Genomic DNA, 25,645 nt, shown 5'->3' on the forward strand with positions numbered 1-25,645 from the left:
AGAGCCGACCGAGGAGGTGTGGCCGAGGGCGACGTCCCTGTGCAGCGGCACTTCCGCGGCACCACGTCGGCCCGTACGCCAAAGCCCGTGATGAACCAGTCTGTGCACTCCCCCCTGGACAAGTCGACCGCAGCCGACGACTCGGTGGCCGAGGCCCCCGGCACGCTCGCGTCCTTCGCGGAGGGGCCCGACGCGCAGAGCTGGACGCCGCCCAGCTGGGAGGAGATCGTCGAGGCGCACAGCGCCCGGGTCTACCGTCTCGCCTACCGGCTGACGGGCAATCAGCACGACGCGGAGGACCTCACCCAGGAGGTCTTCGTCCGGGTGTTCCGCTCGCTGTCCACGTACACCCCCGGCACGTTCGAGGGCTGGCTGCACCGGATCACCACCAACCTGTTCCTGGACATGGTGCGCCGTCGCCAGCGGATCCGCTTCGACGCCCTCGCCGAGGACGCGGCGGAGCGCCTGGCGAGCCGTGAGCCCAGCCCCGCCCAGCACTTCAGCGACACCCACTTCGACGCGGACGTGCAGCAGGCGCTGGACACCCTCGCCCCGGAGTTCCGTGCCGCCGTGGTGCTGTGCGACATCGAGGGCCTCTCCTACGAGGAGATCGCCGCCACCCTCGGGGTGAAGCTCGGCACCGTCCGCAGCCGGATCCACCGCGGCCGCTCGCACCTGCGCGCCGCCCTCAAGCACCGGGCGCCGAACGCCGCCGCGGGCCGCTCGCGCCGGGGCGGCTCCGCCGACCCCGTGCCGGTCGGCGCCGAACCGGGCGGAAGCGACCGGAGGGGGTCATGAGCGATCAGGCCCCCGAGCGCGCCGACCGCTCGCGCTGGGCGCCGCTGCGCCGCGGCGAGCAGACCCCGGCGGCGGCCGAGCTCCGGCCCGTGACGCTCCGTCCGGTCGAGCCGGCGGCCGAGGAGCACCACCACCTCGGCGACCGCCTCACCGCCTTCCTGGACGGCGAACTCGGCCACGACGCCCGCGAGCGGGTGCAGGCCCACCTGGCGACCTGCCCGGAGTGCCTGGCCGAGGCGGAGGGCGCCCGTGCGGTCAAGCGGACGCTCAGCAGTGCGGCGATGCCCGGCCCGTCCGCGGCGCTGATGGCGCGGCTGATGGCCGTGGCCGCGCTGCCCGAGGACGAATCGGGCCCTGACGAGCCGTCGGGTGCCGTGTTCGGCGGCAGCCGGCTCACCGGCGGCTCCTTCGGCCGGGGCGCGGGCTTCGGCGGCGGCGCGCTGGGCGCCGACGCCCCGATACCCGGGATCGACCCGCGGGCCGGCCTGTTCGGCTCCCGCCCGGCCGGCCTGTTCGGCTCCCGCCCGTCCACCGCGCCGCGTCCGCTGGCCGCGCTCGCCGAGCTGCCCACCCCGCGCCAGAGCCCGGCGCGCGGGCGCCGGCTGGTGTTCGCCGCCGCCGGGGCGTTCTCGGTCGCCGCGGTCACGCTCGGCGGTGTCGGCGGCCTCAGCGCGAGTCAGGGCGGCCCCAGCCGGCAGCCCACCAGCGTGACCCCCATCGGCGGGGCGATCGTCCCCGTCAACGCGCAGCAGCAGATGGACACCCCGGACTATCCGATGCGTTCCCGGATGCAGGCCAGCCCGCAGCCGTCGCCCACCGGTGACCCGCGGCAGGTCCTGCGCTAGCCTGCCTTCACCGGCACGCCGTCGAGGTCGGTCACCCGGGTGGTCTTTACCACGGATTCACCTGGGGGAGACCGGGGAACGGCCGCCCGCGTTTACCCTTGGTTCAGCGTTGTCGGGTGCTGGGAGTTCAGGTGTTCGGAGACATAGGCGGACTCGAGGTCCTGACCATTGCGATCATGGCCATCGTGATCTTCGGTCCGGACAAGCTCCCCAAGCTGATCCAGGACACCATGAGCTTCATTCGCAAGATCCGCTCCTTCGCGGACAACGCGAAGGAGGACATCCGCAGCGAGCTCGGCCCGGAGTTCCAGAACTTCGACTTCGAGGACCTCAACCCGAAGACCTTCGTCCGCAAGCAGCTGCTCGGCGACGGCGAGGACCCGCTCGGGCTGAAGGACCTCAAGGACAGCGTCGACATCAAGTCCGCGCTGAACGGCGAGCCGGCCCGCACTCCGACCGCCTCCGTCGACTTCTCCAAGCCGGCCGCCCCGGCGAGCAGCGGCCCGGCCCTCGCGGTCGGCGAGCGTCCGCCGTTCGACCCGGACGCCACCTGACCGACCGGCCCCGCCCGACCACGACGCCCCGCCCGACAGGCGGGGCGTCGTCGTTCGCGCCGCTATCGTGTCCTCTACCTCCCCGGAGGGCGCGCGCTGTGCGGTCCGTCACGCTCGGCCGTGTCCGGCCCGGTTTTCCCGGACGGAGGGGCCGCGGTGCGCCACCATGGAGCCCGCCCGTGGCAGGAGCACTACCGAGGAGGCCCGCAGTGGACGCCACGCAAACGACCGCAGACCCCGCCGCCACGCGTCGGCCCGCCGCCGACCCCCTCGCCGCCTACCGCGCCGCCGACTTCCCCTGGTACGGCCTGGACGAGGGCTGGACGGGCCGCCGCTGGCTCGGCCAGGTCGGCAACGGCCAGAACCCGCGCGCCGCGCAGTCCGACACCCCCGACTACGGCACCCTCGGCCACGGCGACGAGCCCGCCCGCGGACCCGAGCCGCGCGACACCCGGCGCTTCGCGGTCGTCGTCACGGTGGCCCGCCGCGAGGTCCGCCGCAGCGCCGACAACACCGGCACCCTGGAAGCCACCTCCGCGTCCTCCGCGGCCTGGCTGGCCGGCGCCGGACTGCTCGCCGCCACCTGGCCCGGCAACCTCGACCGCACCCTGCGCCAGCACTGGCTCGACCAGCAGTCCACCCTCGCCTGGGACTTGGCCGACGACCTGGACGGCCCCGCCTGGTCCTCCCTCACCCTCCCCGTCAACGGCGTGCCGCAGCCCTTCCGCTACCGCGAGTCCGAGTACGGCTGGGTACTGGCCGGCGAGGCCCCCGGCGTCCTGATCGGCGCCTACGGCCGCTCGGTCTCCGCGTACGGCATCGGCTTCACCACCGTCCCCGGCCTGGAGTCGTACGACGGCCGCTAGTAGGTGATGTCCTCGCAGTCGTAGCTGCCCGGCGCCACTTGCGCGATCGAGGTGCCGTCGCAGGCCAGCATCGGGGCCAGCACCGTCAGCCGGAACACCCCGAACGCCAGCAGGGGCAGCACCAGGATCGCCACCGCGGTCCGGCCCGCCGCCCCGCCCGAGCCGCGAAGTCCCAGGACCAGGCCGGCCAGCGCCAGGAACAGCCCGGTGCCGAGGACCACTGCCGCAAGGCCCGTCCGGTTGTCGTGGAACCCCGGGTTCAACTCCGGCGGCCCCTCGATCTCGATCGTCGCGGACACGCTGAACACCATCAGCACCGCCGCCGCCACCAGCAGGGCCGCCGTCAGACACCCGATTCCCGTTCTGTTCACACCCCTCGGACAGCCCGGCCGCCGGTTCCGGTTCCCGACAAGCGAACGGCCCCGGGCGGTCGCCCGGGGCCGTTCGCGGTGCTGTGGGTCCCGTCAGAACTTGTTCTTCGGGGTCAGGCCCAGGGAGAGGCCCGAGAGGCCGCGCTGGCGGCCGGAGAGCTTGCCGGCGATGGTGCGCAGGGCGGCGCCGGCCGGGGAGTCGGGGTTGGAGAGGACGACCGGGCGGCCGTCGTCGCCGCCCTCGCGGAGGCGGACGTCGATCGGGATGGAGCCGAGCACCGGGACGGTCGCGCCGACCGAGCGGGTGAGGGCGTCGGCGACGGTCTGACCGCCGCCGGTGCCGAAGACGTCGATCATCTCGTCACAGTGCGGGCAGGGCATGCCCGACATGTTCTCGATGACGCCGACGATCTTCTGGTGGGTCTGCAGCGCGATGGTGCCGGCCCGCTCGGCGACCTCGGCGGCGGCCATCTGCGGGGTGGTGACGATCAGGATCTCGGCGTTCGGGACGAGCTGCGCGACCGAGATCGCGATGTCGCCGGTGCCGGGCGGCAGGTCGAGCAGCAGGACGTCCAGGTCGCCCCAGTACACGTCCGCCAGGAACTGCTGCAGCGCGCGGTGCAGCATCGGGCCGCGCCACACCACCGGGGCGTTGCCCGGGGTGAACATGCCGATCGAGATGACCTTCACGCCGTGCGCCGCCGGCGGCATGATCATGTCCTGGACCTGGGTCGGCCGACCCTCGACGCCCAGCATGCGGGGCACGCTGTGGCCGTAGATGTCGGCGTCCACCACGGCGACCTTCAGGCCGTCCGCGGCCAGCGCCGCCGCCAGGTTGACCGTCACCGAGGACTTGCCGACGCCGCCCTTGCCGGAGGCGACCGCGTACACCCGGGTCAGGGTGCCCGGCTTCGCGAACGGGATCTCCCGCTCCGGGGCGCCGCCGCGCAGCAGCTGGGAGAGCTCGCGGCGCTGCTCGTCGCTCATCACGTCGAGTTCGACGGAGACGGCGGTGACGCCGGGAACCGCGGACACCGCGTCGGTGACCCGCTGGGTGATCGTCTCGCGCATCGGACAGCCCGAGACGGTGAGGTACACCGCGACCTTCACCGCGCCGCCGTCGCCGATCTCGACGGATTTCACCATGCCGATCTCGGTGATCGGACGGTTGATCTCCGGGTCGTGGACGGTCGCCAGGGCTTCCTGGACGGACTGCTCCGTCACCCCGGCCGCCACCTCTGTCTCGTTGGCCATGTGTTGATGGTACGGCGCTGCGCCCTCCCCCCGACTCGCCGGTAGCGTGCCGCGGGTCACAACGGGTCGACGGGCTCCCGCCGTTCCTCGATCTCCCGGAGCAGCGACTGCAGTTCGGACCGGATGAAGTCGCGCGTGGCGACCTCGCCGAGGCCCTGCCGCAGCGCCGCGACCTCCCTGGTCAGGTACTCGGTGTCGGCGATGTTGCGGTCGCTGCGGGCCCGGTCCTGCTCCATGTTGACGCGGTCGCGGTCGTCCTGGCGGTTCTGCGCGAGCAGGATCAGCGGGGCCGCGTACGAGGCCTGGAGCGACAGCATCAGGGTGAGGAAGATGAACGGGTAGTTGTCGAAGCGGACGGTGGGCGGCAGCAGGGTGTTCCACGCCACCCACGCGATGATCACCACCGTCATCCAGACGATGAACCTGCCGGTGCCCAGGAAGCGGGCGATCCGCTCGGAGAGCTTCCCGAACGCCTCCGGGTCCCACGCGGGCAGGTGGATCAGGCCCGGGCGGCCGGTGCGCGGCTGGTCGAGCCGGGAACGGGACGACGGGGAGTCGACGCGTCGTTCCTCGCGCCGGCCGCGCTGCTCGCGGGTGCGCAGTTCGCGCAGCTGGCGCAGCTCCCGCAGCTCGCCCTGGATGCGCTGGCCCGGCGTCTCGTGCTGACGCTTGCGGTCACTGTCCATCGGACACCTCCTCGGCGGAGATGCCGTGCGCCGAGCCCTCGCGCCAGTCGTCCGGCAGCAGGTGGTCCAGTACGTCGTCCACGGTGACCGCGCCGAGCAGGCGGTCGTCCTCGTCGACCACCGGCGCCGCCACCAGGTTGTAGGTGGCCAGGTAGGAGGTGATCAGCGGCAGCGGGGTGTCCGGCGGCAGCGGGTCGAGGTCGTCGTCCACGATCGAGCCGACCAGCGTGTACGGGGGTTCGCGGAGCAGCCGCTGGAAGTGCACGGTGCCCAGGTAGGTGCCGGTCGGGGTCTCGTTCGGCGGGCGGCACACGTACACCTGCGCGGCCAGCGCCGGCTTGGTGTCGGAGATCCGCACCCGGGCGAGCGCCTCCGCGACCGTGGCGTCGGGCTCCAGCACGATCGGCTCGGTGGTCATCAGACCGCCCGCGGTGTCCTCCTCGTAGGAGAGCAGCCGCCGCATCTCCGCGGCCTCGGCGGGCTCCATCAGGCGCAGCAGCCGCTCGGCGTCCTCGGCGGGCAGCTCGGACAGCAGGTCGGCGGCGTCGTCCGGGTCCATGGTCTCCAGGATGTCGGCGGCCCGTTCCTCCTTCAGCTTGCCGATGATCTCCACCTGGTCGTCCTCGGGCAGCTCCTCCAGGACGTCCGCGAGCCGGTCGTCGTCGAGGGCCGCCGCGACCTCGGCGCGACGCTTCGCGGACAGGTGGTGCATGACGTTCGCCAGGTCCGCGGCGCGCAGCTGCTCGAAGGTGGCGAGCAGGGTGGCCGCGCCCTGGCCCTCCTCGGCGAGCGAGAAACCGGTGACGGCGGACCAGTTGAGCAGCAGCTGCTCGCCCTTCGCCTTGCGCAGCCTGCTCGGGCGGCCGACCTGGACGAAGACCTTGTCGATCTCCCACTCGCGCAGGCGGGTCTGCACCATCGCGACGTCCAGCACCGTCACCTCGTCGCCGGTCTTGGTGCGGGTGACGGTGCGGTCGAGCAGCTCGGCGAGGACCAGGGTCTCCGACGGGCGCTGCTCGAACCGACGCATGTTCAGCAGTCCGGTGGAGAGCACCTGGCCGGACTCCAGGCTGGTCACCCGGGTCATCGGCAGGAAGATGCGGCGGCGGCCGATCACCTCCACCACCAGACCGAGAACCCTGGGCGGGTTGCCGCCGAGACGGAGCGAGACCACCACGTCGCGGACCCGGCCCACCTGGTCGCCGTTCGGGTCGAACACCGCGACGCCGGAGAGGTGGGAGATGAAGACCCGGGTGCTTGGGCCCGCCATGGGACTGCCTCCCGCCGGGAAAGGGATATAACCATCCAAACTTAGCGGGGGTTGGCGTGCGGGAGCGGGTGGGCGCACCGCTGGGGCGCGCGGTTCCCCGTCCCCGTCTTCGTACTCGCCCGCGCTTCAGCTCCTGCGCTTCTTCTTGAAGAGGAGCTTCGGGAGCCCGGCCGGGATCGGCTTGCGGGTGGTGACCGGGGTGGGCGCGGGGGCGGCGGCGAGGGAGCCGTCGGGGTGGGGGACGAGGGGGCCGGTGGGTTCCAGGCGCAGGATGCGGGACTCGCGGGCCCAGCGGTCGCCGATGGTGTCGGTGTCGGGGGCGTTCAGGCGCTTGCCCTTGAGTTCCTCGACGGCGCCGTCCCAGGCGGGGGTGCCGGGGGCGACGGCGGTGACGGTGGCGGAGAAGGCGACCAGGCGGCCGCCCTTGTCCTTGCTGCGCAGGGTGAGCGCGGCGGGGGCGTCGGCGGCGAGGCCGTGCAGGGGCTGTTCGGCGCCGTCGCCGACGACGACCACGGCGCCGTCGTGCCAGGCGTGCCAGAGCGGGCGGGCGTGCGGCTGTCCGGCGGGCCGGACCCAGAGCAGGCCGGACTTCTTGGCGGCTTCCTCCACCAGGGCCCGGTCGAGGAAGTCTGCCGCGCTCGCGGTCGTCGTACGCTCCATGCCGGACAGCGTACGGCCTGGCCGTCCAGGGGACGGTCCATCCCCCGGGACGACAGTTCCATGACGGGCGGACAGCCCTTACCGTGTATCCCGCCCCCGTCGCCCGTCCGCCGAAGGAGAACCGTGCCCACCGCCACCACGACCGCCCCCGTCGCCGCCGCGGTGGTTGATCAGCGGGGGCAGTTGCCGCGTACCGACCTGCTGCTGCTGGCGGTGTCGATCGCGGGCATCTCGCTGTCCGCGCCGCTGATCAGCGCGACGGCGGCGCCGGCGCTGGCGATCGCGTTCTGGCGCAACGGCATGTCGGTGGCGGTGCTGGGCCCGTACGCGCTGTGGCGGCACCGGGCCGAGCTGCGCGGGATCTCGCGGCGGGCGCTGCTGCTGGCGACGGCGGCGGGCGTGCTGCTGGCGCTGCACTTCGCGCTGTGGATGCCGAGCCTGCGGATGACCTCGGTGGCTTCCGCGACGGCGCTGGTGACGACCACTCCGCTGTGGACGATCCTGCTGATGCGGCTGTTCGGGGTGCGCGCGCCGCGGCTGGTGTGGCTGGGCGTGGGGCTGGCGTTCGCGGGCGTGCTGGTGCTGACCGGGGTGGACCTGTCGGTCTCCTCGCGGGCGCTGCTCGGGGACGGGCTGGCGCTGGGCGCGGGCGCGGCGGCGGCCGGGTACGTGCTGCTGGGCGCGGAGGTGCGGCGCACCGTGTCGACCACCGCGTACACCCTGGTCTGCTACGCGACCTGCGCGGTGGCGCTGCTGGCGGCGTGCCTGCTGACGGACACCCGACTGGCGGGCTGGCCGGCCGGCGCGTGGTGGCAGATCTTCCTGCTGATGGTGACGGCGCAGCTGCTGGGGCACTCGCTGAGCAACCGGGTGGTGCGAACGCTGGGTCCGTCGATCACCTCGACGGCGATCCTGCTGGAGACCCCGGGCGCGGCGCTGATCGCGGCGGTGTGGCTGGGCCAGTGGCCGCCGGTCGCGGCCTACCCGGCCGTCGGACTGATCCTGCTGGGCCTGGTGCTGGTGGCCCGGGCGGAGCGCCGCTGACGCTCCGCCCGGGACCTCACAGCCAGCCGTTGCGGCGGAAGCCCCGGTACATGCCGAAGCAGATCGTCGCGATCACCCCGAGCACGGTCGGATAGCCGTAGGTCCACTGGAGCTCCGGCATGTGTTCGAAGTTCATGCCGTACACGCCGGTGATCATGGTGGGGACGGCGAAGATCGCCGCCCAGGCGGTGATCTTGCGCATGTCCTCGTTCTGGGCGACCGAGACCTGCGCCAGGTTGGCCTGGAGCAGCGAGTTGAGCAGCTCGTCGAAGCCCTGCACCTGCTCGCTGACCCGGGCCAGGTGGTCGGCGACGTCCCGGAAGTACTTCTGCATCTCCGGGTCGACGAGTCGCGCGACCGGCTCGGCGAGCTGCAGCATCGGCCGCAGCAGCGGGGTGACGGCGCGCTTGAACTCCAGCACCTCGCGCTTGAGCTGGTAGACCCGGCCGATGTCGGCGCCGCTGCCGCCGCGGTTGGCGAACACGCCGTACTCGATCTCGTCCACGTCGTTCTGCAGGCGCTCGGCGACCAGCAGGTAGTTGTCCACCACGTGGTCGGCGATCGCGTGCAGCACCGCCGCCGGGCCCTTGGCGAGCAGGCCGCTGCCCTCGGCGTCGGCCTCCAGGCGCAGCCGCAGCGCGCGCAGCGAGGAGTGCGCGCCGTGCCGGACGGTGATCACGAAGTCCGGTCCGGCGAACACCATCAGTTCGCCGGTCTCGACCACCTCGCTGGTCGGGGTGAGCTGCTCGTGCTCGATGTAGCGGACGGTCTTGAAGACCGCGAAGAGCATGTTGTCGTATCGCTCGACCTTGGGGCGCTGGTGCGCGTGCACCGCGTCCTCGACCGCCAGCGGGTGCAGGCCGAAGCGCTGCGCGATGCCCTCGAACTCGGCGCCGGTGGGCTCGTGCAGGCCGATCCAGCTGAACGAGCCGGGCCCGCTCTGGTGGGCCGCCTTCACCTGCCGGGCGGCCTCGCGCGGGCTGCACGTCTCGCCGATGCGCTTGCCCTGCTGGTAGACGGCGCAGTCCACCACCGCGGACGGGGCGGTGCCGGGGGGCAGTCCGAGCTCGTCACCGGTCCGGCGACGGGTCGGACGGACGACTGCGGCGCGCAGGTTGTTGATCATCGACATGGCGCGGGCTCCTTGGGCCGGACCGGCGCGCGCCCAGGCAGGGCAGGGCGAACACGACGGCGGGAAACACCGGTGGACACGCCGGAGCCGATGGTGCGTCAGAAAACCGTTGCTGGGCGGGTTTCGACGGCTCGACCCCGGGGAAGGTGCTCTCCCGGCCGGACGCCACGCTGCGTGCGAGCCCAGGTCAGCCGTGCAGGCGGCGGGCCGGGGTGGGCCGGAGAGAGCTGCCGGTACTGCATGGTCGACTGCTGTCCACCGTGACCACCTCCTCCACGCCGGGGCCCGCGCGGGGGCCGTCGTAGCGGCCCTGGTTCGTATTCACAAGGCCGACCGCTCACATTAACAGCTCTTTCCCGTGCGAGGAGCCGCAGTTCGGCGTAGGCCGGGTAAAGGTCGCGCCAAAGCTTGTGCGCCGCCGCGCGCGCTAAGGTCGCGACATGGCGCACGACTTCCCGCTCTTCGGCGACTTCTCCGACCCCGACGCAGGCCACGGCGCCGGCCCGACCCGGCAGACCGTCCTGGCCGCCGTCGAGGCCCGGCTGATCAGCACCTTCGGCGAACCCTCCGGCCGCGCCGCGGTCACCTTCGTCGGCGCGGACCGGATCGAGGTGCTGCGCTTCGGCCCGGACGCCGAGGGCCTGGTCCGCTACGCGACGCTCGGCATGGCCGCCGCGCCGATGGCCGACCCGTCCTCGCCGGTCGCCGACCCGGTGCGCGGCCCGCGCGTCGAGCTGGTGCTCACCGTGCGCGGCGGGCGGGACGAGGTGCACCGGGCGTTGGTGGTGTTCGCCGCCAGCCCGCAGGTGGAGGGCCTGGTGGTGGCTCCCGGCGGCTCGCTCGACCTGGGCTCCCCGCTGTGGACCGGCGCCCCGTTCACCTCGGTGCTGGCCGCCGAGCCCGGCGGCCTGGTCGAGGACCTCGAACTCCCGGCCCCCGCCGAGGCGGTGCGCTTCCTGCCGCTGCTGCCGATGACGCCCAACGAGGCCGCGTTCAAGCGCGTCCAGGGCGCGGGCGCGCTGGAGGAGCGGTGGCTGAAGCACGGCACCGACCTGCGCGACCCGAACCGCCGCGGCGTCCCGCTGGACTGACTCCCGGCCGGCCCGTCACTTGGGACGGCCCTCGATGAAGCCGAACACCCCGTTGGCCACCAGCTGCGCCGCGATCGCGGACAGCAGCAGGCCGGACAGCCGGGTGATCAGCACCACGCCGCCGTCCTTGATCACCCGGATGATCGACAGCGAGAACCGCATGGTCAGCCAGAGCAGCACGTGCATGACCACGATCGCCGACCAGAGCGCCAGGTGCTGCGTCCCGGTCCTGGCCTGCTGCACGGCCAGGATGACCGCGACGATCGCCCCCGGCCCGGCCAGCAACGGGGTGCCGAGCGGGACCAGGGCGACGTTGACGTCCTTGGTCTGCGTGGGTTCCTCGATCCGGCCGGTCAGCAGGTCGAGTGCGATCAGCAGCAGCAGGACCCCGCCGGAGACCTGGAGCGCCGGGATCGACACGTGCAGGTAGTCGAGGATCTGGTGCCCGAACAGTCCGAAGCAGGTGATCACCCCGAGCGCCACCACGGTGGCCTGCCAGGCCATCCGGCGCTGCGCCTTGTGCGTCCGGCCCGAGGTGAGCGCCAGGAAGATCGGCATGATGCCCGGTGGATCCATGATCACGAACAGCGTGACGAACAGTGAGCCGAAGACCTTGCCGTCGATGGCGTCGTTCATGGCGGGATTGTGGGCGCTCGGGTCGTTCGGGTGCGATGGGACGCGCCGGGGTGTCTCAGCCGGTGATGGGCTTGGCTCCGGTCGCCTGCGCCACCAGTGCTTCGTACACCGCCGGGTCGGTGGTGAACTCGCCCAGCCGGACGGTCTTGCGACTGCCGTGGTAGTCGCTGGAGCCCGTCACCAGCAGCCCCAACTCCCTTGCCAGGTCGCGCAGTCGGGAGCGGGTCGAGTCATCGTGGTCGGTGTGGTCGATCTCCAGCCCGGCCAGCCCGGCCGCCGCCAGGTCGGCGATCACCCGGTCCGACACCGTCCGGCCGCGCTTGACCGCTCCGGGGTGAGCGAAAACCGGTACGCCCCCCGCTCCCCGTACGAGCCGCACCGCGAGCGCCGGGTCGGTCTCGTGCTTGGGGACGTCCGCCCTCCCCTCGTTGGCCAGCCACTCGGCCGTGAACGCGTCCGAGACGCTCGCCACCACGCCCGCCTCCACCAGGGCCGACGCGATGTGCGGACGGCCCACCGAGCCGGCCCCGGCGATCCGCTGCACCTGCTCCCAGCTGATCGGCGCGCCGAGCTCCCGGCAGCGCTCCACGATCGCCCGCCCGCGGCGGAACCGGTCGGTGCGCACCAGCTCCCGCTCGGCCGCGAACGCCGGCTCCGCCGGGTCGAACAGGTACGCCAGCATGTGCATGCTGATCCCGTCCACCTGGCAGGAGAGTTCGGCGCCCGGCACCAGGGTCAGCCCCGTCCCGGCCACCGCGGCCGTCGCCTCGCCGTACCCCGCCACCGTGTCGTGGTCGGTCAGCGCCACCACGTCCAGGCCCGCGGCCACCGCGTTGGCGACCAGTTCGGCCGGGGAGTCGGTGCCGTCCGAGGCATTGCTGTGGGTGTGCAGATCGATACGCATGCCGCCCAGGATAGGGAGCGGTCGGCGCGGAGTCTCCAGGGCCTGACAGGCCCGGGGTCCGACAGGCCCTAGCCCAGCAGGCGCGGGGAGAGCGCCCCGCAGGGCAGCAGGCCGAGTTCGGCGCCCGCGTCGCGCAGGTCCGTCAGCACCAGTTCGTCGTGCATCAGCAGCGCCGACTGCTCGGGCCAGGCGATCGCCCACAGCCACAGGCCGCGCGCCTCGCCGACGTACACCGCCCGGTCGTCCGGGGCGCCCGGGACGTGGAACATCGGGGTCGGCCGGCCGGCCGCCATCAGCTTGGCGTCCGCGGGCTTGTACAGCGCCACCGACTCGCCCGGGTCCGGCCCGTCCAGCCCCGCGTAGCGGGCGCCCAGGCCGATGCCCAGCTCCTCGGCCACCAGCACCAGTTCGCCGAACCCGCCGAGCGGCGCCGGCCCCGAGCAGGCGACGGCGGTGGCGCGGGCTCCTGACAGGTCGTCACCCGCGTGCGCGATCCCGGTGAACAGCCAGCCGACCGGCAGCGGCCAGGGCATCCAGACGGGGACCTGCGAGCGGTTCACGGCGACGTTCAACGCCTCGACACTGGGGGGCAGCACCGGCTGCATCGGGTGCACCGCACCGTGCCGGTCGCACTGCCAGGTGTCGGAGAAGAGACCGGGGGCGCGGACCCGACCGGCACACCGCGGACAGCTTGGCTCGCCCCTCATAACCGACAACGGTCCTCCCTCCGGACTGCTGCGTCAAGGACGATCACCCGTAAGGAGTCCGCCACGAGCCGCCCCGGCAACGGCCCGGGTCCGGCAGGGTCATGTCCCGGTCGAACCGGCGCCAAACCCCCGCAGGTCGCGGCCCCCGAACACACTGACGCCCCGTCGCCTCAGGGGTCTCCTGCGGTGACGGGGCGTCAGCCGGGTATCGGAACGTCGGACGGCTCAGCGGCTCGCCCGCGCCCGGTCACACGGCCTTGCACGGCCGAATGTAAAGGCGTTCGCCGGTTTGCGCGGCGGTCTTCAGGTACTCCGAGACGGTCGCCGCATCGGCGATCAGCCGATCGGTCTCCGCTCCCGCGTGATCCAGGCGAAGGATCTCGAAACGCATGGGCCTCTCCCTTCCCGTCCTCGGGCTCCGAGGCGGACTCGGCCGGCGGTAGGCCATCGCGCGATGGCCCGTCGGCACTGGCTGGGTCGGACGTCCGGCAGGTGCAGTCACCCGTCGCTCCCCCCACTCTCAAGCAGGACTTCTTCAGCGGCACTTGCTGTGCGGCACTGCGGGGCGAGGCGACGATGCCTCGACGACTCACTGTGCCGCGACGCTGCTACCCGGCGGTTGCCCGCGGGTAAATCCGTCGTTTCGACGGCCGGAGGAGGGTGCGGCCGTCGTACGGTTCTGATTCCGGACTGAGTCAAATATTACCCGAGCTAACGATCCTTGTCGCCCGAAAACCGGGGTCGACTTCTGACTGGTCGTCAAGAGGTCTGCGAGCGGCCCGGATCCGGCGCCAAATCGATGCGACGCGACGGCCCGGCGGGGGTCGTGGGTGTGCGAAAGGTGGCCGAACGGCTACTTGGCAGTGTCCATGCAAAATGTCGATGATCTCTGGAGTGCTTCGCGGAGTTCGGTAGGGGAAACCGATGGGGGTCGGAGATGTCGGTCATGGTGGAAAGTGCGCCCGCGTGCGACGAAATGTCCGGGGAATGCTGTTTCGAGCACTGGCGAATGTGGGGGTGCAGGTGGGCCGCCGACATGACCAGTGACGACCGCAGCACCTTCACGGCGCAGTCGCTCCGGCACGAGCTGGGGCCGGTGACCTTCGGCTGGACATCGTGCCCACCGGTACGGGCCCGGCGGACCGAACGGATGATCCGACATTCGGACGAAGGGCTGTACCACCTCACCATGCTGACGGCCGGCGAGGCCCGGGTCGGCCTCCACGCGACGGGCCGGGTGGAGGCGGTAGGGGCGTGGGACCTGGTTCTGACGAGCAGCTCGCACCCGTACGAGACGCGGTTCCTGAGCCACCCCGACGCCGGCGCCGGTTCGGGGCAGCCCCGCGTCGAGGGCGTGGGCATCGACCTGCCGGCATCGCTGGTGCCGATCCCCGCGCACCGGGTGCACGGCCTGCTCGGCCGGAAGCTGTCCGGGCAGGAAGGTGCGGGCGCCCTGCTGGCGCAGTTCATGATCGGCCTGAGCCGGCAGGCCGTCACGCTCCAGCCGGGTGAGGCATCCAGGCTCGGGATGGTGACGGCCGATCTGCTGTCGGCGGTGATCGCCCGGGAACTCGACGCCGAGAACGCGTTGACGCCCGAAGCCCGGCAGCAGGTCCTGGTGGACGGCATCCGGACGTACATCCGCGGCCGCCTTCAGGACCCGGACCTGTCACCGCCCGTGATCGCCGCCGCCCACAACCTCTCGCTCAGCCACCTGCACAGCCTCTTCACCCGCCACTCCCAGGGCGAGACCGTCGCCGCGTTCATCCGCGGCCAGCGCCTCAAGAAGGCCTACCGGGACCTGGCCGACCCGGCTCTGCACGCCCTGCCGATCCAAGCCGTTGCCTTGCGCTGCGGCATGCCCCGGGCCTCGGACTTCGCCCGCGCGTTCAAAGCCGCGCACGGGCTCACACCCCGCGAGCACCGGCACCGGGCGCTGGCGGCGGCTGTCGTCGAGTAGGCGACGGACAGCGAAGGACGCTGTCGGGACTCCCGCGAACGGTGGTCCCGACAGCGTCCGGGCCTCATGGCTCAAGGCGAACCCGCTGCTGCCCGCCGGCAGCTCGGGGCGGTATCACGCTCGGTCACATCACCCGGTATTCGCCCCACGAGAGCTTGGATCCCCAGCTGCTGCAGTAGGCGTAGCTCAGGTTCCCGCTGCCGATCACGGCCCAGCTCCCGTAGACGGTCTCGCCGTTGGCGCAGTGAGCCATGGCCTGGACGTACTTGGCGCCGTCGAACTCGGAGCAGCCGGCCCCGTAGGTGTAGTCGTCCTGCCAGTGGCTGCAGGCCTGAGCAGCCGACGCCGGGGACGCGGCCACCACTCCGAGCATGAGCGTGGCCGCGGCGACCCCTGCTGCTGCCAACGTGCGTATCTTGCGCATGAATTTCCCCTCACGGATGGGACGGCAGATGTGAAGTCACAGGCCCTGTAGCGGAATTCGCGACGACAACGGCCGATACCGGCCGCCCGCGCCGCGCCCTGCATTCCGCCGGACGTTGCTTCCCTCACGAACGAAGCTAAGGCCGCAGGTGCCTCGTTCGACAGCAATCCCGTGGTGATCAGACGTCATGCATAGAACCCGCGACGCTGTGCGGAAACGACATCCGGTGGGACCGGCCGACGGCCGGTTTCGGCCTTGATCGCCCGGGAACTCGATGCCGAGAACACGGTGGCGCCCGAAGCCGGGCTGCGCGCCTTGGCAGAGAACATCCGGACCGGGACTCGGCCGACCCACCCTGCACGCCTTGCCGATCCGGGCTGTCGCCGTGTGCTGCGGCATTCCTCGGGCCTCGGACTTCGCCCCGGTGCTCAAAGCCGCGTACGGGCGTGCGGCCCGTGAGCACCGGAGCCGGGCGCCGGCGGCGACTGCTGCCCAGTGGGAGGCGGACAGCGAAAGACGCTGCCGGGACTCCCGCGAACGGGAGTCCCGACAGCGTCCGGGCCTCATGGCTCAAGCAGAACCCGCCGCCGGCCATCGGCCGTGCGGGATCACGCTCGTCAGAACGTCGTGTAGCCGTATTCGTTGGAAAGCCCGGCTCCGACGCTGCTGCAGTAGGCGTAGCTCCACTGCCCGCTGCCGATCCGGGCCGCAGCGCCGGTGACCGTCTTGCCGTTGGTGCACTTGGCGGTGGCGTAGACGTAGGTGGCGCTGCCGGCGGAGTCGCAGCTGACGCCGAAGGTGGCGTCGTCGTGCCAGGTGGTGCAGGTCGCGGCCGACGCCGGAGTCGCGGCCACCACTCCGAACGTGATCATGGCCGCGGCGACACCGGATGCTGCCAACGTGCGTATCTTGCGCATGAATTTCCCCTCACGGATGGGACGGCAGATGTGAAGTCACAGGCCCCGTGGCGGAATTCGCGACGACAACGGCCGATACCGGCCGCCCGCGCCGCGCCCTGCATTCCGCCGGGCCCTGCTCCCTTCACGAACGAAGCTAAGGCCGAAGGTGCCTCGTTCGACAGCAATCCCGTGGTGATCAGACGTCATGCATAGAACCCGCGACGCTGTGCGGAAACGACGCCGGGCGACGGCCGCGACCGCGTCCTAGGACCAGAACGCGGCCAGCTCCGCTGCTGTCTCGATCGGGCGTTCCGCGTTCGGGGAGTGGCCTGCGCCGGGCACGGTGAGGCGGTAGGCGGACAGTCGGTCTGCCATTCGGGACTGTTCCTCGACCGGCCATGCGTAGTCCCGCTCGCCGGACAGGACCAGCTTTGGCAGGCGGACGGCCGCCAGCTCGTCCACCCGGTCCGGTGCGGAGATCAGATGCGCGGCTGCCGCCTTCAGTGCCTGGGGGTGGTTCGCCAGCCAGCGACGGTGCAGGAAGTCCGCGATCTCCGGGTCGAGCGGCGGTACCCGCTCGCCCTCCATCTGTCGCATCACCTGCCAGATCGACTCCAGGTCCATCGACTCCAGCGCGTCGAGCAGCAGCGCCGTCCGCGCCGCCTCCGCCGGGTCGATCGCGGCCGGGCCCGTCGACATCAGGGTCAGCGTCTCCCACGGCAGCTCGTCGGGTGCGGACAGGACCGCCTCCCGCACCACCTGGCCGCCGAACGAGTGCCCCAGCAGGTGCAGCGGCCCGCCCTCGGCCTTCAGTTCCGCGGACAGTGCCAGGACGTCCGCACCCAGCGCCCGCACCGTGTACGCCTGCGGGTCGTCAGGGCCGTCCGACTCGTACTGACCGCGCTGGTCCAGCGCGACCGTCCGGAACCCGGCGTCGGCCAGCGGCTCCAGCAGGGCGATGAAGTCCTCCTTGCTCCCGGTGAACCCGGGGACCAGCAGTGCCGTCCCCCGCACGGCGCCGGTCGGCTCCCCCCACAGGGTCGCCAGCCCACCCATCCGGACCGGCCGCACACATCCCGGCAGCTTCAAGAACGGCGGCGTACTCATATCTCCGTGCCCTCCGACCAGATCACCCGACAACCCGGGGCCACCCTACGCAGCACGAATCCGGCTGACGTGCGCGGAGCGGGGGAAACGCCGAGAGGTGGGGTCGGTCGGGGGGCGGAAATGCCGCCGGGGAGGGCGCGACCTGGTGGTGGTCGAGCCCTCCCCGGCGGCACGGGGTGGTGCGGTTACTGCTCCACGGTCTTGCGGGTCCGGCGCGGGGCCGGGATCTCTTCGGCCGCGACCTTCTTGGCAGCGCGCTTGCGCGGGGCCGGCGGGGCTTCCTCGGCGGCGACCTCGACGGCTGCGACAGCCTTCTTCGTCGCCCGCTTGCGCGGCGCCGGGGCCTCCTCGGTCGGGGTCTCGACGGCCACGGCCTTCTTGGTGGCGCGCTTGCGCGGGGCCGGCGCGGCTTCCTCGGCGGCGACCTCGACGGCTGCGACAGCCTTCTTGGTCACCCGCTTGCGCGGCGCCGGGATCTCCTCCGCCGAGGCTTCGACGGCCACGGCCTTCTTGGTGGCGCGCTTGCGCGGGGCCGGCGCGGCTTCCTCGGCGGCGACCTCGACGGCCGCAGCAGCCTTCTTGGTCACCCGCTTGCGCGGCGCCGGGGCCTCCTCGGTCGGGGTCTCGACGGCCACGGCCTTCTTGGTGGCGCGCTTGCGCGGGGCCGGCGCGGCTTCCTCGGCGGCGACCTCGACGGCTGCGGCAGCCTTCTTGGCGGCCCGCTTGCGCGGAGCCGGAGCCTCCACCGTCTCCACGGCCACCTCGGCGACCGGCGCGGCCGGGGCCTTGCGGGTGCGCTTGCGCGGGGTCTCGGCGACCGGCTCCGCGACGACCGCCGGGGCGACCGTCTCGACGACGGTCTCGGCGACCGTCTCGACCGCCGGGGCGGCGGCCTTGCGGGTGCGCTTGCGCGGGGTGCGGGCGGCCGGGGTCTCGGCGACGGGCTCCACCGCGGTCTCGACGACGACCTCGGCGACGACCTCGGCAGCCGCCGGGGCGGTGGCCGGGGCCTTGCGGGTGCGCTTGCGCGGAGTCCGGACCGCAGGGGTCTCGGTCTCGACGACCGGCTCCACGACGACCGCCGGGGCGGCGTCGATCACCGGTACCGGAGCGGCCTCGACCACAGCCGTCTCGACCACGGCCGACTCGACCGCGGCCGGGGCGGCAGCGGAGTTGCGACGGTTGCGGTTGCGGCGGCGCGAGCTGCGGCCCTCACCGGGAGCGGCCGGCGCGGCGGCGGGCTGCTCGGTGGTCGGCAGGGCCGGGGTGGCGGTGCTGGCGGAGCTGCCGCCGCGGGTGCGGCGACGCTCGCGGTTGCGGCGGGCCGGACGCTCGGCGGGAGCCGGGGTCTCGGGGGCGGCAGCGCCCCGTCCGCCGCGTCCGCCGCCGGTGCGGCCGGTGCGCTGGCCGCGGCCGCCGGTCTCGCCGAGGTCCTCGACCTCCTCGGCGGCCAGGCCGGCCCGGGTGCGCTCGGAGCGGGGCAGGATGCCCTTGGTGCCGGGGGCGATGCGGAGCAGCTCGTACAGGTGCGGGGAGGTGGAGTAGGTCTCCTCCGGGTCGTTGAACGGCAGGTCCAGCGCCTTGTTGATGAGCTGCCAGCGCGGGATGTCGTCCCAGTCGACCAGGGTGACGGCGGTGCCGGAGGCGCCGGCCCGGCCGGTGCGGCCGATCCGGTGCAGGTAGGTCTTCTCGTCGTCGGTGCACTGGTAGTTGATGACGTGGGTGACGCCTTCGACGTCGATGCCGCGGGCGGCGACGTCGGTGCAGACCAGGACGTCGACCTTGCCGTTGCGGAAGGCGCGCAGCGCCTGCTCGCGGGCGCCCTGGCCGAGGTCGCCGTGCACCGCGCCGGCCGCGAAGCCGCGCTTGGTGAGCTGGTCGGCGACGTCGGCGGCGGTGCGCTTGGTGCGGCAGAAGATCATCGCCAGGCCGCGGCCGTCGGCCTGCAGGATCCGGGAGACCATCTCGACCTTGTCGAGCGAGTGGGCACGGAAGATGTGCTGCTCGATGTTGGCGACGGTGGTGCCGGTGTCGTCCGGCGCGGCGGCCCGGATGTGGGTGGGCTGGCTCATGTACCGGCGGGCCAGCGAGATGACCTGGCCGGGCATGGTGGCGGAGAAGAGCAGGGTCTGCCGCTTGGCGGGCAGCATGGTGATGATCTTCTCGACGTCGGGCAGGAAGCCGAGGTCGAGCATCTCGTCGGCCTCGTCCAGCACCAGCGCGCGGACCTGGGACAGGTCGAGCTTGCGCTGGCCGGCCAGGTCGAGCAGGCGGCCGGGGGTGCCGACGACGATGTCGACGCCCTTCTTCAGGGCCTCGACCTGCGGTTCGTAGGCGCGGCCGCCGTACACGGCGAGGACGCGGACGTTGCGGACCTTGCCGGCGGTCTGCAGGTCGTTGGTGACCTGGGTGCACAGCTCGCGGGTGGGCACCACGATGAGCGCCTGCGGGCTCTCGGTGAGCTGCTCGGCGGTGGCCCGGCCGGCGGCGACGTCGGCCTTGACCACGACGCGCTCGATCAGCGGGAGGCCGAAGCCCAGGGTCTTTCCGGTGCCGGTCTTGGCCTGGCCGATGACGTCGTGGCCGGTCAGCGCGACCGGGAGGGTCATCTCCTGGATCGGGAAGGGGTGGACGATGCCGACCGCCTCCAGGGCCTCGGCGGTCTCCGGGAGGATGCCGAGTTCCCGGAAGGTCGTCTTGATGGGTTCGCCGGTGGTGGACAGGGTGCTGCCTCTTCCATGTGGAGGGGCCGAGCTCGAGCGCGTCCTGCCGTGCCCGCGCTGCCCGGTGAGGGGCGCGTCGGGCGGGCGGCGCGGGGGAGGGCGTCCCGTTGACGGGGTCGTGCGGCCCGGCGCGTCCTGGCGCGGTCCGCGGCGGCCCTCGCTCGGCCTGATGCGGTGCCTGGGCCCGAGGCTCGGGCCAGGTCGGAGCCGATCGGCTCTCCGACCGGGCATCCGCGTACGTGAGCGCCGGATGCGGTGTACCGGGCGGCGGAACGCCGCCGGGCACGACTGCGCGGCCTGCCGATGAACGGACGGGCCGCGCGGGTTCACACCTGGCCTCGCTACCTACCATACAGTCAAGCGACGACTCGAACACGTGACGGCGAATACTCCGACCGGCCGTGCCGGGCTGGCGGGACGGCCGCGGACGGTCCTCGGACCCGTCGGGACCACTAAGGTCGGATGCCATGGAGACTCAGGAACCCGGTGACGGGATCACCGACTCGATCGGGCCCTGGGCGGCCCGGGCCGCCGACCCGCAGTACCGCGCGGCGGTGCTCGACCTGCTGGGCGCGCTCGCGTACGGCGAGCTGAGCGCCTTCGAGCGGCTCGCCGAGGACGCCAAGTTCGCGCCCGGCATCGCGGAGAAGGCCGCGCTGGCCCGGATGGCCTCCGCCGAGTTCCAGCACTACCAGCTGCTGCACGACCGGCTGGCCGAGGTGGGTGCCGACCCGGTCGCGGTGATGGAGCCGTTCGTCGAGCCGCTGGAGGCCTTCCACCGGATGACCGCGCCGTCCGACTGGCTGGAGGGCCTGGTCAAGGCGTACGTCGGCGACGCCATCGCGACCGACTTCTACCGCGAGGTGGCCGTCCGGCTGGACGACGACACCCGGGACCTGGTGCTGCGGGTGATGGCCGACACCGGGCACGCCGAGTTCGCGGTGGAGCGGGTGCGGCAGGCGATCGAGGAGGACCCGCGGGTCGGCGGGCGGCTCGCGCTGTGGGGACGCCGGCTGATGGGCGAGGCGCTCAGCCAGGCGCAGCGGGTGGTCGCCGAGCGGGACGCGCTGTCCAACCTGCTGGTCGGCGGCGCGCACGTGCGCGGCTTCGACCTGGTCGAGGTCGGCAAGATGTTCAACCGGATCACCGAGACCCACACCAAGCGGATGGCGGCGCTCGGCCTGGCGTCCTGAGCGGCCGTCAGGCGTGGCGGTGGCGGCCGCGCCGGGCGGGCGCGAGGTCCGGCCGGGCCGGCACCGACACCAGCAGCGCCGCCACCACGACGGACACCGCCAGCTGCACCGCCGGGGCGTGGCCGTCCAGCACGTAGTGGGTGAGCCGGCCGGCCAGCACGGCGGACACCAGGGCGGTGCCGACCGGCAGGGCGCGCGGCCCGGGGAACAGCGCGGGCCGGGCCAGCACGGCGCCGAACCCGACGGCGAGGCCGATCAGGACGAACGCGATCGTCTCCCACACGGCTGCCTCCCGGGGCTGTACGGCGCTGCGGCACCCACCGCCTACCCGCCCGGACCCGCCGGTACGCACAGCACGGCGCCCCGTCCCCCCGAGTGGGGGAACGGGGCGCCGGTGACGTGCTGTCAGAGCGTGCCGAAGCCGACCTTGCGGACGGACGGCTCGCCGATCTCGACGTAGGCCAGCCGGTCGGCCGGGACGATCACCTTGCGGCCGTGCTCGTCGGCCAGCGTGAGCAGCTTGGCGCTGCCGTCCAGGGCCTTGGCGACCGCGTCCGCCACCTCTTCGGCAGATTGCGCGCTCTCCAGGACGATCTCCCGGTTCGCGTTCTGCACGCCGATCTTGACCTCCACGGCTTCCGTCCCTCCGGTAGCTGGCCGCGCGCGCTCGAACCGCCGTTCGCGGGCGGCGCGCCGTACGGGCTTCACCTTAAGGCAGCGGAGCCGCTGGGAGGCGAACGTCCCGGGTCGGTCCGCTCAGGGCCGAATCGGCGGTCACTCGCCGGCGCCGCCGGAGCCCTCCTGGACCGGGTGCATGGGGAAGCCCTTCAGACCGCGCCAGGCCAGGCTGGCGACCAGCCGGACCGCCTCGTCGCGCGGGACCTCGGACCCCTGGGACAGCCAGTACCGGGCGGTGATCTGGGCCATGCCGCAGACGCCCACCGCGAGCAGCTTGGCCTCCGCGTCCGGCAGGTCGGTGTCCTCGGCGATCACCTTGGAGACCAGGGTGGCGCTCAGGTCGGTGGCCCGCTCGACCCGGTCGCGCACGGCCGGCTCGTTGGTCAGGTCCGACTCGAAGACCAGCCGGAACGCGCCGGACTCGCTGGAGACGTAGTGGAAGTACGCCTCCATGGTCGCGGCGACCCGCTGCTTGTTGTCGCTGGTCGCCTCCAGCGCCGCCCGGGTGCCGTCGACCAGGGCGTCGCAGTGCTTGTCCAGCAGCGCGAGGTAGAGCTCCAGCTTCCCCGGGAAGTGCTGGTACAGCACCGGCTTGCTGACGCCGGCCCGCTCGGCGATGTCGTCCATGGCAGCTGCGTGGTAGCCCTGGGCGACGAACACCTCCTGGGCGGCTCCGAGCAGTTGTTCACGGCGGGCGCTACGCGGCAGGCGGGCGCCGCGCGGACGCTCCTGCGCCTCCTGGATGGCCGTCACGGCGCTCCTCACTTCACGGTCTGCGATGGCTGGCAAGGTGTTGATTCTACTTTTCGGTAACCCGCGTGTGCGCGGATGAAGCCGAGTAAAGCGCACCACCGCCCTTGTCGGGAGCCCACAATACGGCCCGGACCAGGGGTGTCCACAGGTCGAGACCGGCCCGGGACCGGGTCGGGGACGGGCCGAATCGCACCGGTGGCGGGCCGTCCTCACTACCATCGTGCTCCATGAGCGCCGCCCAGCACCCCCTCGCCGCCCTGGAGCCGTACCGCACCGTCGAGGTGCCGGGCGCGGCCGTGGCCGTCAGCCGCCACTCCGAACCCCGCGACGGGCTGCCGCCCGCCCTGTTCGTGCACGGGCTCGGCGGCTCCGGCGACAACTGGCTGGAGCTGCTCGACCAGCTCTCCGAGGACGTCGACGGGGAAGCGGTCGACCTGCCCGGCTTCGGCTGGTCCGCGCCGCCGTTGGACGGCAACCTGACCGTCTCCGGGCACGTCCGCGCCGTCATCGGCTACCTGGAGGAGACCGCCCGCGGGCCGGTCCACCTGTTCGGCAACTCGCTCGGCGGCGCGGTCTCCGTCCGGCTCGCCGCGCTCCGCCCCGACCTGGTGCGCAGCCTCACCCTGATCTCCCCGGCGCTGCCCGAGCTGCCCCCGCAGCGCACCGCCTGGCCGACCGGGATGCTGGCCGTCCCCGGCGTGGCCGAACTGCTCCGCCGCCGCAACGCCGGCAGCTCCCCGGAGAACGCCACCGCCGAACTGCTGCGGCTGGTCTACGGCGACCCCGAGGGCATCCCCGCGCACCGCCGGGCCCGGGCCGTCGCCGAGTACCGGCGCCGCACCGCGCTGCCCTACGCGCTGCAGGCGCTGGCCGGGTCCGCGCGCGGCATCGTCACCGCCTACACCGAGCGCGGCGAGCAGTCGCTGTGGCGGCAGGCCCGGCAGGTCGAGGTGCCGGTACTGCTGGTCTACGGGCTCAAGGACAAGCTGGTCTCCTACCGCTCCGCCCGGCGGGCCTGCGCCGCGTTCCGGGACGCCCGGCTGCTGGTGCTCCCCGAGTCCGGGCACGTGGCGATGCTGGAGCACCCCGAGCCGGTGGCCCGCGCGGTGCGCGAACTGCTCGCCGAGGCCGACGCCGCCCGCTGACCCCGCCCGCACGGGCGCACGCACGGGCGCGGGCCGAGAACGCGGCGGCGACGCGCGAGGTCACGGCCGTTCACTCGATCAGGTGGCAAGCCGGGCCGGGCCCCTGGGGGGTCCGGCCCGGCGCTCTACCGTCGTGTTGTCGGACCGAACAGGTGTGGGGGGGCGAGACGGCGAAGGCGGCGGACGCGGGGAGCGGGCGCCGGCCGGACGGCCGTCGAGCACGGACGCACTTCCTGTTGTCGTAGGGCCGGAACCCGTCGAAACGCTCTTGCTCAGGAGGCGTCGTGCGCATAGCTCTGCTCACCGAGGGCGGTCATTCCGTCGCGCAGGGTGGTGAAGGGGGCTGGTGCGGCCGCCTGGTCGACGGCCTGCCCGAGCACGAATTCCGGCTCCACCGCCTGCTCCCGGCCGACCGCCCCGCCCCGCCCACCGGGGTGCGCGGCCTGCACGGCGTCCACGAACTGCCCATGTGGGGCCGCCGGCCGGCCGGGCGCGGGCCCACCTCGCTGCGCCGCCGCGGCTACGCCCGGGCGTACGAGGAACTGGTGCGCGCCCTGGTGCTGCCCGGCGAACGGGCCGGGTTCGGGCCCGCGCTGTACCGGCTGGCCGCACTCGGCCGGGAGGACGACGCGCTGCCCGCGTTCCTCGCCTCCGGCCACGCGCACCGCGTGCTGGAGCGGAGCTGGCGGACGCCCGGCGCCGACACCGCCGGCGGTCAGCCGCAGGTCTGCGACGTGCTGGTCGCCGCCGACCTGCTGGAGCAGTGCCTGCGGCCGCTGTCCGCGCCCTGGTACGGCACCGGCCCGGCCGGGCTCGGCGGGGCCGACCTGTGCCACGTGGTCGGCGGCGGGCCGGCCGCGCTGCCCGCGCTGGTCGCCCGCGAACTGCACGGCGTCCCGTTCGTGGTCACCGAGCACGGCCTGCACCTGCGCGAGCAGTACCGCGGCTACCGCTCCGCGCCCTACCGCTGGCCGGTGCGCGCCCTGCTGCTGTCGTTCTTCCGGCAGCTCGCCGAGGAGACCTACCGGCAGGCCGCCGTGCTCACCCCCGGCAGCGACTACGACCGCCGGTGGCAGCAGCGCTGCGGCGGCGACCCCGCCCGCACCCGGATCGTCCACGAGGGCACCCCCGCCACCGGGCGGGCCGCCGCCGGCGCCGAACCCGCGGCGCCCACCCTGGTCTGGGCCGGCGCGCTGGAGCCCGGCCGCGACCCCGAACTGATGCTGCACGCCTTCGCGCAGGTCCACGCGGAACTGCCGGACGCCCGGCTGACCATGTACGGCGAGGAGGGCGCGCCCGGCTACCGCGCGCACTGCGAGGCGATCGCCGGACGGCTCGGCGTCGCCGGGGCCGTCGAGTTCGCCGGGCGGCCGAGCAGCCCGGCCGCGGCCTGGGCGGCCGGCAGCGCCGTGGTGTTCAGCGCGCTCGCCCAGCGCAGCCCCCGGCTGCTCGCCGACGCCATGCTCAGCGGCCGCGCCGTGGTCGCCACCGAGGTCGGGGTGGCCCGCGAGGTGCTCGGCCCGACCGGGCTGCTGGTGCCGCCGCGCAGCCCGCGGGCCCTCGCCGGGGCCTGTCTGGCGCTGCTCCGCGACCGCGAGCGCCGCTCCCGCCTGGGCCTCGCCGGTCGGCTGCGGGCGCAGGAACGCTTCGGTGTCGAGCCCGTCGTCGGCGCGTTCCGCGAGATCTACCTCGAACTGGTCTCCCGCTACCCGGCGTTCCCGGCCCGGCCCGGCGCCCCCGCCCGGCCGTTCGCCCGCCCCGCCGAGTACTGGGTGGCGGCCGCCGCCCCCGCGCTCGCGGAGGCGGTGTGAGTCAGTCGCCGCCCGCCGATCCGGTCCGGGAACTCCTCGACGCCAACCGCGAGCTGTGCGAGCGGGCCGTCGATCCGCTGGAGATCGCCGCCGCCCTGGAGGACTCCGGCCTGGCCGCCGACGGCGCCGCCCGC

The 25,645-nt window shown here is 73.3% G+C and carries 27 protein-coding genes; 10 read left to right on the top strand and 17 right to left on the bottom strand.

Translation table 11 applies throughout. From position 1 onward, the window contains the following. Window positions 1–90: 90 nt before the first annotated feature. From sigE to CG736_RS27685, 4 genes are all read left to right on the top strand, one after another. A complete protein-coding gene (gene sigE / locus CG736_RS27670; RefSeq protein ID WP_100588914.1) occupies window positions 91–798 on the top strand; it encodes an RNA polymerase sigma factor SigE in 708 nt (235 codons plus the stop codon). Beyond that, the gene (locus CG736_RS27675) at window positions 795–1,643 is read left to right on the top strand and encodes a zf-HC2 domain-containing protein (protein WP_100588879.1); all 849 of its coding nucleotides are present in this window, start codon (window positions 795–797) and stop codon (window positions 1,641–1,643) included. Before sigE ends, CG736_RS27675 begins: the two co-directional genes overlap by 4 nt. Before the next feature lie 131 nt (window positions 1,644–1,774). Continuing rightward, entirely contained in the window at window positions 1,775–2,197 is a 423-nt protein-coding gene (locus CG736_RS27680) for a sec-independent translocase (RefSeq protein WP_100588880.1), read from the top strand. A gap of 209 nt (window positions 2,198–2,406) precedes the next feature. After that, complete coding sequence (locus CG736_RS27685) at window positions 2,407–3,063, top strand: hypothetical protein (RefSeq protein ID WP_369880587.1); 657 nt, start codon at window positions 2,407–2,409, stop codon at window positions 3,061–3,063. On the opposite strand, the gene CG736_RS27690 is transcribed toward CG736_RS27685, so the two are convergent. From CG736_RS27690 to CG736_RS27710, 5 genes are all read right to left on the bottom strand, one after another. After that, on the bottom strand, window positions 3,060–3,434 hold the full coding sequence (locus CG736_RS27690) for a hypothetical protein (protein ID WP_157815757.1): 375 nt from the start codon (window positions 3,432–3,434) through the stop codon (window positions 3,060–3,062). The two genes, CG736_RS27685 and CG736_RS27690, sit on opposite strands and share 4 nt — an antisense overlap. Window positions 3,435–3,527: 93 nt before the next feature. Beyond that, on the bottom strand, window positions 3,528–4,688 hold the full coding sequence (locus CG736_RS27695) for an Mrp/NBP35 family ATP-binding protein (protein WP_043915914.1): 1,161 nt from the start codon (window positions 4,686–4,688) through the stop codon (window positions 3,528–3,530). 56 nt (window positions 4,689–4,744) lie between these two features. Continuing rightward, entirely contained in the window at window positions 4,745–5,374 is a 630-nt protein-coding gene (locus CG736_RS27700) for a DUF1003 domain-containing protein (RefSeq protein WP_100588883.1), read from the bottom strand. Then, complete coding sequence (locus tag CG736_RS27705; protein WP_100588884.1) at window positions 5,364–6,644, bottom strand: magnesium transporter MgtE N-terminal domain-containing protein; 1,281 nt, start codon at window positions 6,642–6,644, stop codon at window positions 5,364–5,366. The genes CG736_RS27700 and CG736_RS27705 overlap by 11 nt, the downstream gene beginning before the upstream one ends. 126 nt (window positions 6,645–6,770) lie before the next feature. Further along, the gene (locus tag CG736_RS27710) at window positions 6,771–7,304 is read right to left on the bottom strand and encodes a pyridoxamine 5'-phosphate oxidase family protein (RefSeq protein WP_100588885.1); all 534 of its coding nucleotides are present in this window, start codon (window positions 7,302–7,304) and stop codon (window positions 6,771–6,773) included. Window positions 7,305–7,427: 123 nt separating this feature from the next. On the opposite strand from CG736_RS27710, the gene CG736_RS27715 reads away from it, so the two are divergent. Next, window positions 7,428–8,348 (top strand): DMT family transporter, encoded by a 921-nt coding sequence (locus CG736_RS27715; protein ID WP_232734213.1) that lies wholly within the window; start codon window positions 7,428–7,430, stop codon window positions 8,346–8,348. Window positions 8,349–8,364: 16 nt separating this feature from the next. Here CG736_RS27715 and corA read toward each other — a convergent pair whose 3' ends face one another. After that, window positions 8,365–9,480: a magnesium/cobalt transporter CorA gene (gene corA / locus CG736_RS27720; RefSeq protein ID WP_100588887.1), complete on the bottom strand. Its 1,116-nt coding sequence runs from the start codon at window positions 9,478–9,480 to the stop codon at window positions 8,365–8,367. A gap of 440 nt (window positions 9,481–9,920) precedes the next feature. On the opposite strand from corA, the gene CG736_RS27725 reads away from it, so the two are divergent. After that, entirely contained in the window at window positions 9,921–10,571 is a 651-nt protein-coding gene (locus CG736_RS27725; protein WP_100588888.1) for a suppressor of fused domain protein, read from the top strand. Window positions 10,572–10,586: 15 nt separating this feature from the next. On the opposite strand, the gene CG736_RS27730 is transcribed toward CG736_RS27725, so the two are convergent. From CG736_RS27730 to CG736_RS37210, 4 genes are all read right to left on the bottom strand, one after another. Continuing rightward, a complete protein-coding gene (locus CG736_RS27730) occupies window positions 10,587–11,207 on the bottom strand; it encodes a MarC family protein (protein WP_100588889.1) in 621 nt (206 codons plus the stop codon). 55 nt (window positions 11,208–11,262) lie between these two features. Then, the gene (locus tag CG736_RS27735) at window positions 11,263–12,111 is read right to left on the bottom strand and encodes a PHP domain-containing protein (protein ID WP_100588890.1); all 849 of its coding nucleotides are present in this window, start codon (window positions 12,109–12,111) and stop codon (window positions 11,263–11,265) included. Window positions 12,112–12,179: 68 nt separating this feature from the next. After that, a complete protein-coding gene (locus tag CG736_RS27740) occupies window positions 12,180–12,818 on the bottom strand; it encodes a DUF6758 family protein (protein ID WP_043915920.1) in 639 nt (212 codons plus the stop codon). 247 nt (window positions 12,819–13,065) lie between these two features. Further along, window positions 13,066–13,209, bottom strand: coding sequence for a hypothetical protein (locus CG736_RS37210; protein ID WP_167349416.1), 144 nt, complete (start codon window positions 13,207–13,209; stop codon window positions 13,066–13,068). Window positions 13,210–13,827: 618 nt separating this feature from the next. Between CG736_RS37210 and CG736_RS27745 the strand changes: the two genes are divergently transcribed. Next, on the top strand, window positions 13,828–14,778 hold the full coding sequence (locus CG736_RS27745) for a helix-turn-helix domain-containing protein (RefSeq protein ID WP_232734214.1): 951 nt from the start codon (window positions 13,828–13,830) through the stop codon (window positions 14,776–14,778). A gap of 124 nt (window positions 14,779–14,902) precedes the next feature. Here the strand turns inward: CG736_RS27745 and CG736_RS27750 are convergent, their stop codons facing one another. The 4 genes from CG736_RS27750 to CG736_RS27765 all read right to left on the bottom strand — a co-directional run bounded on the left by CG736_RS27750 (window position 14,903) and on the right by CG736_RS27765 (window position 19,817). Beyond that, on the bottom strand, window positions 14,903–15,202 hold the full coding sequence (locus CG736_RS27750; RefSeq protein ID WP_100588892.1) for a hypothetical protein: 300 nt from the start codon (window positions 15,200–15,202) through the stop codon (window positions 14,903–14,905). Between the two features lie 617 nt (window positions 15,203–15,819). Next, the gene (locus CG736_RS27755) at window positions 15,820–16,119 is read right to left on the bottom strand and encodes a hypothetical protein (protein WP_157815758.1); all 300 of its coding nucleotides are present in this window, start codon (window positions 16,117–16,119) and stop codon (window positions 15,820–15,822) included. 246 nt (window positions 16,120–16,365) lie between these two features. Further along, window positions 16,366–17,208 (bottom strand): alpha/beta fold hydrolase, encoded by an 843-nt coding sequence (locus CG736_RS27760; protein WP_100588894.1) that lies wholly within the window; start codon window positions 17,206–17,208, stop codon window positions 16,366–16,368. A gap of 185 nt (window positions 17,209–17,393) precedes the next feature. Beyond that, window positions 17,394–19,817: a DEAD/DEAH box helicase gene (locus CG736_RS27765; protein WP_232734215.1), complete on the bottom strand. Its 2,424-nt coding sequence runs from the start codon at window positions 19,815–19,817 to the stop codon at window positions 17,394–17,396. A 581-nt stretch (window positions 19,818–20,398) separates the two neighbouring features. Between CG736_RS27765 and CG736_RS27770 the strand changes: the two genes are divergently transcribed. Next, complete coding sequence (locus tag CG736_RS27770; protein ID WP_043915923.1) at window positions 20,399–21,124, top strand: ferritin-like fold-containing protein; 726 nt, start codon at window positions 20,399–20,401, stop codon at window positions 21,122–21,124. A 7-nt stretch (window positions 21,125–21,131) separates the two neighbouring features. Here CG736_RS27770 and CG736_RS27775 read toward each other — a convergent pair whose 3' ends face one another. The 3 genes from CG736_RS27775 to CG736_RS27785 form a co-directional block, all read right to left on the bottom strand. After that, complete coding sequence (locus CG736_RS27775; RefSeq protein WP_100588895.1) at window positions 21,132–21,407, bottom strand: hypothetical protein; 276 nt, start codon at window positions 21,405–21,407, stop codon at window positions 21,132–21,134. Window positions 21,408–21,529: 122 nt separating this feature from the next. Further along, window positions 21,530–21,757 carry a DUF3107 domain-containing protein gene (locus CG736_RS27780; protein ID WP_043915925.1) on the bottom strand — a complete coding sequence of 76 codons (228 nt, stop codon included), beginning with the start codon at window positions 21,755–21,757 and terminating at the stop codon, window positions 21,530–21,532. Window positions 21,758–21,898: 141 nt separating this feature from the next. Then, window positions 21,899–22,555 (bottom strand): TetR/AcrR family transcriptional regulator, encoded by a 657-nt coding sequence (locus CG736_RS27785; RefSeq protein ID WP_100588896.1) that lies wholly within the window; start codon window positions 22,553–22,555, stop codon window positions 21,899–21,901. A 227-nt stretch (window positions 22,556–22,782) separates the two neighbouring features. On the opposite strand from CG736_RS27785, the gene CG736_RS27790 reads away from it, so the two are divergent. Beyond that, on the top strand, window positions 22,783–23,700 hold the full coding sequence (locus tag CG736_RS27790) for an alpha/beta fold hydrolase (RefSeq protein ID WP_100588897.1): 918 nt from the start codon (window positions 22,783–22,785) through the stop codon (window positions 23,698–23,700). A 284-nt stretch (window positions 23,701–23,984) separates the two neighbouring features. Beyond that, entirely contained in the window at window positions 23,985–25,511 is a 1,527-nt protein-coding gene (locus CG736_RS38715; RefSeq protein WP_100588898.1) for a DUF3492 domain-containing protein, read from the top strand. Window positions 25,512–25,645 lie beyond the last annotated feature (134 nt).

This window comes from Kitasatospora sp. CB02891 (assembly GCF_002803145.1).
GTDB lineage: Bacteria > Actinomycetota > Actinomycetes > Streptomycetales > Streptomycetaceae > Kitasatospora > Kitasatospora griseola.

What these genes read in the sequence shown, in the direction of transcription:
- sigE (WP_100588914.1), top strand. Translation starts at nt 91, where the DNA reads ATGAACCAGTCTGTGCACTCCCCCCTGGACAAGTCGACCGCAGCCGAC.
- CG736_RS27675 (WP_100588879.1), top strand. Translation starts at nt 795, where the DNA reads ATGAGCGATCAGGCCCCCGAGCGCGCCGACCGCTCGCGCTGGGCGCCG.
- CG736_RS27695 (WP_043915914.1), bottom strand. Translation starts at nt 4,688, where the DNA reads ATGGCCAACGAGACAGAGGTGGCGGCCGGGGTGACGGAGCAGTCCGTC.
- CG736_RS27700 (WP_100588883.1), bottom strand. Translation starts at nt 5,374, where the DNA reads ATGGACAGTGACCGCAAGCGTCAGCACGAGACGCCGGGCCAGCGCATC.
- CG736_RS27705 (WP_100588884.1), bottom strand. Translation starts at nt 6,644, where the DNA reads ATGGCGGGCCCAAGCACCCGGGTCTTCATCTCCCACCTCTCCGGCGTC.
- CG736_RS27710 (WP_100588885.1), bottom strand. Translation starts at nt 7,304, where the DNA reads ATGGAGCGTACGACGACCGCGAGCGCGGCAGACTTCCTCGACCGGGCC.
- corA (WP_100588887.1), bottom strand. Translation starts at nt 9,480, where the DNA reads ATGTCGATGATCAACAACCTGCGCGCCGCAGTCGTCCGTCCGACCCGT.
- CG736_RS27725 (WP_100588888.1), top strand. Translation starts at nt 9,921, where the DNA reads ATGGCGCACGACTTCCCGCTCTTCGGCGACTTCTCCGACCCCGACGCA.
- CG736_RS27730 (WP_100588889.1), bottom strand. Translation starts at nt 11,207, where the DNA reads ATGAACGACGCCATCGACGGCAAGGTCTTCGGCTCACTGTTCGTCACG.
- CG736_RS27735 (WP_100588890.1), bottom strand. Translation starts at nt 12,111, where the DNA reads ATGCGTATCGATCTGCACACCCACAGCAATGCCTCGGACGGCACCGAC.
- CG736_RS27740 (WP_043915920.1), bottom strand. Translation starts at nt 12,818, where the DNA reads ATGAGGGGCGAGCCAAGCTGTCCGCGGTGTGCCGGTCGGGTCCGCGCC.
- CG736_RS37210 (WP_167349416.1), bottom strand. Translation starts at nt 13,209, where the DNA reads ATGCGTTTCGAGATCCTTCGCCTGGATCACGCGGGAGCGGAGACCGAT.
- CG736_RS27745 (WP_232734214.1), top strand. Translation starts at nt 13,828, where the DNA reads ATGTGGGGGTGCAGGTGGGCCGCCGACATGACCAGTGACGACCGCAGC.
- CG736_RS27750 (WP_100588892.1), bottom strand. Translation starts at nt 15,202, where the DNA reads ATGCGCAAGATACGCACGTTGGCAGCAGCAGGGGTCGCCGCGGCCACG.
- CG736_RS27755 (WP_157815758.1), bottom strand. Translation starts at nt 16,119, where the DNA reads ATGCGCAAGATACGCACGTTGGCAGCATCCGGTGTCGCCGCGGCCATG.
- CG736_RS27760 (WP_100588894.1), bottom strand. Translation starts at nt 17,208, where the DNA reads ATGAGTACGCCGCCGTTCTTGAAGCTGCCGGGATGTGTGCGGCCGGTC.
- CG736_RS27765 (WP_232734215.1), bottom strand. Translation starts at nt 19,817, where the DNA reads ATGACCCTCCCGGTCGCGCTGACCGGCCACGACGTCATCGGCCAGGCC.
- CG736_RS27770 (WP_043915923.1), top strand. Translation starts at nt 20,399, where the DNA reads ATGGAGACTCAGGAACCCGGTGACGGGATCACCGACTCGATCGGGCCC.
- CG736_RS27790 (WP_100588897.1), top strand. Translation starts at nt 22,783, where the DNA reads ATGAGCGCCGCCCAGCACCCCCTCGCCGCCCTGGAGCCGTACCGCACC.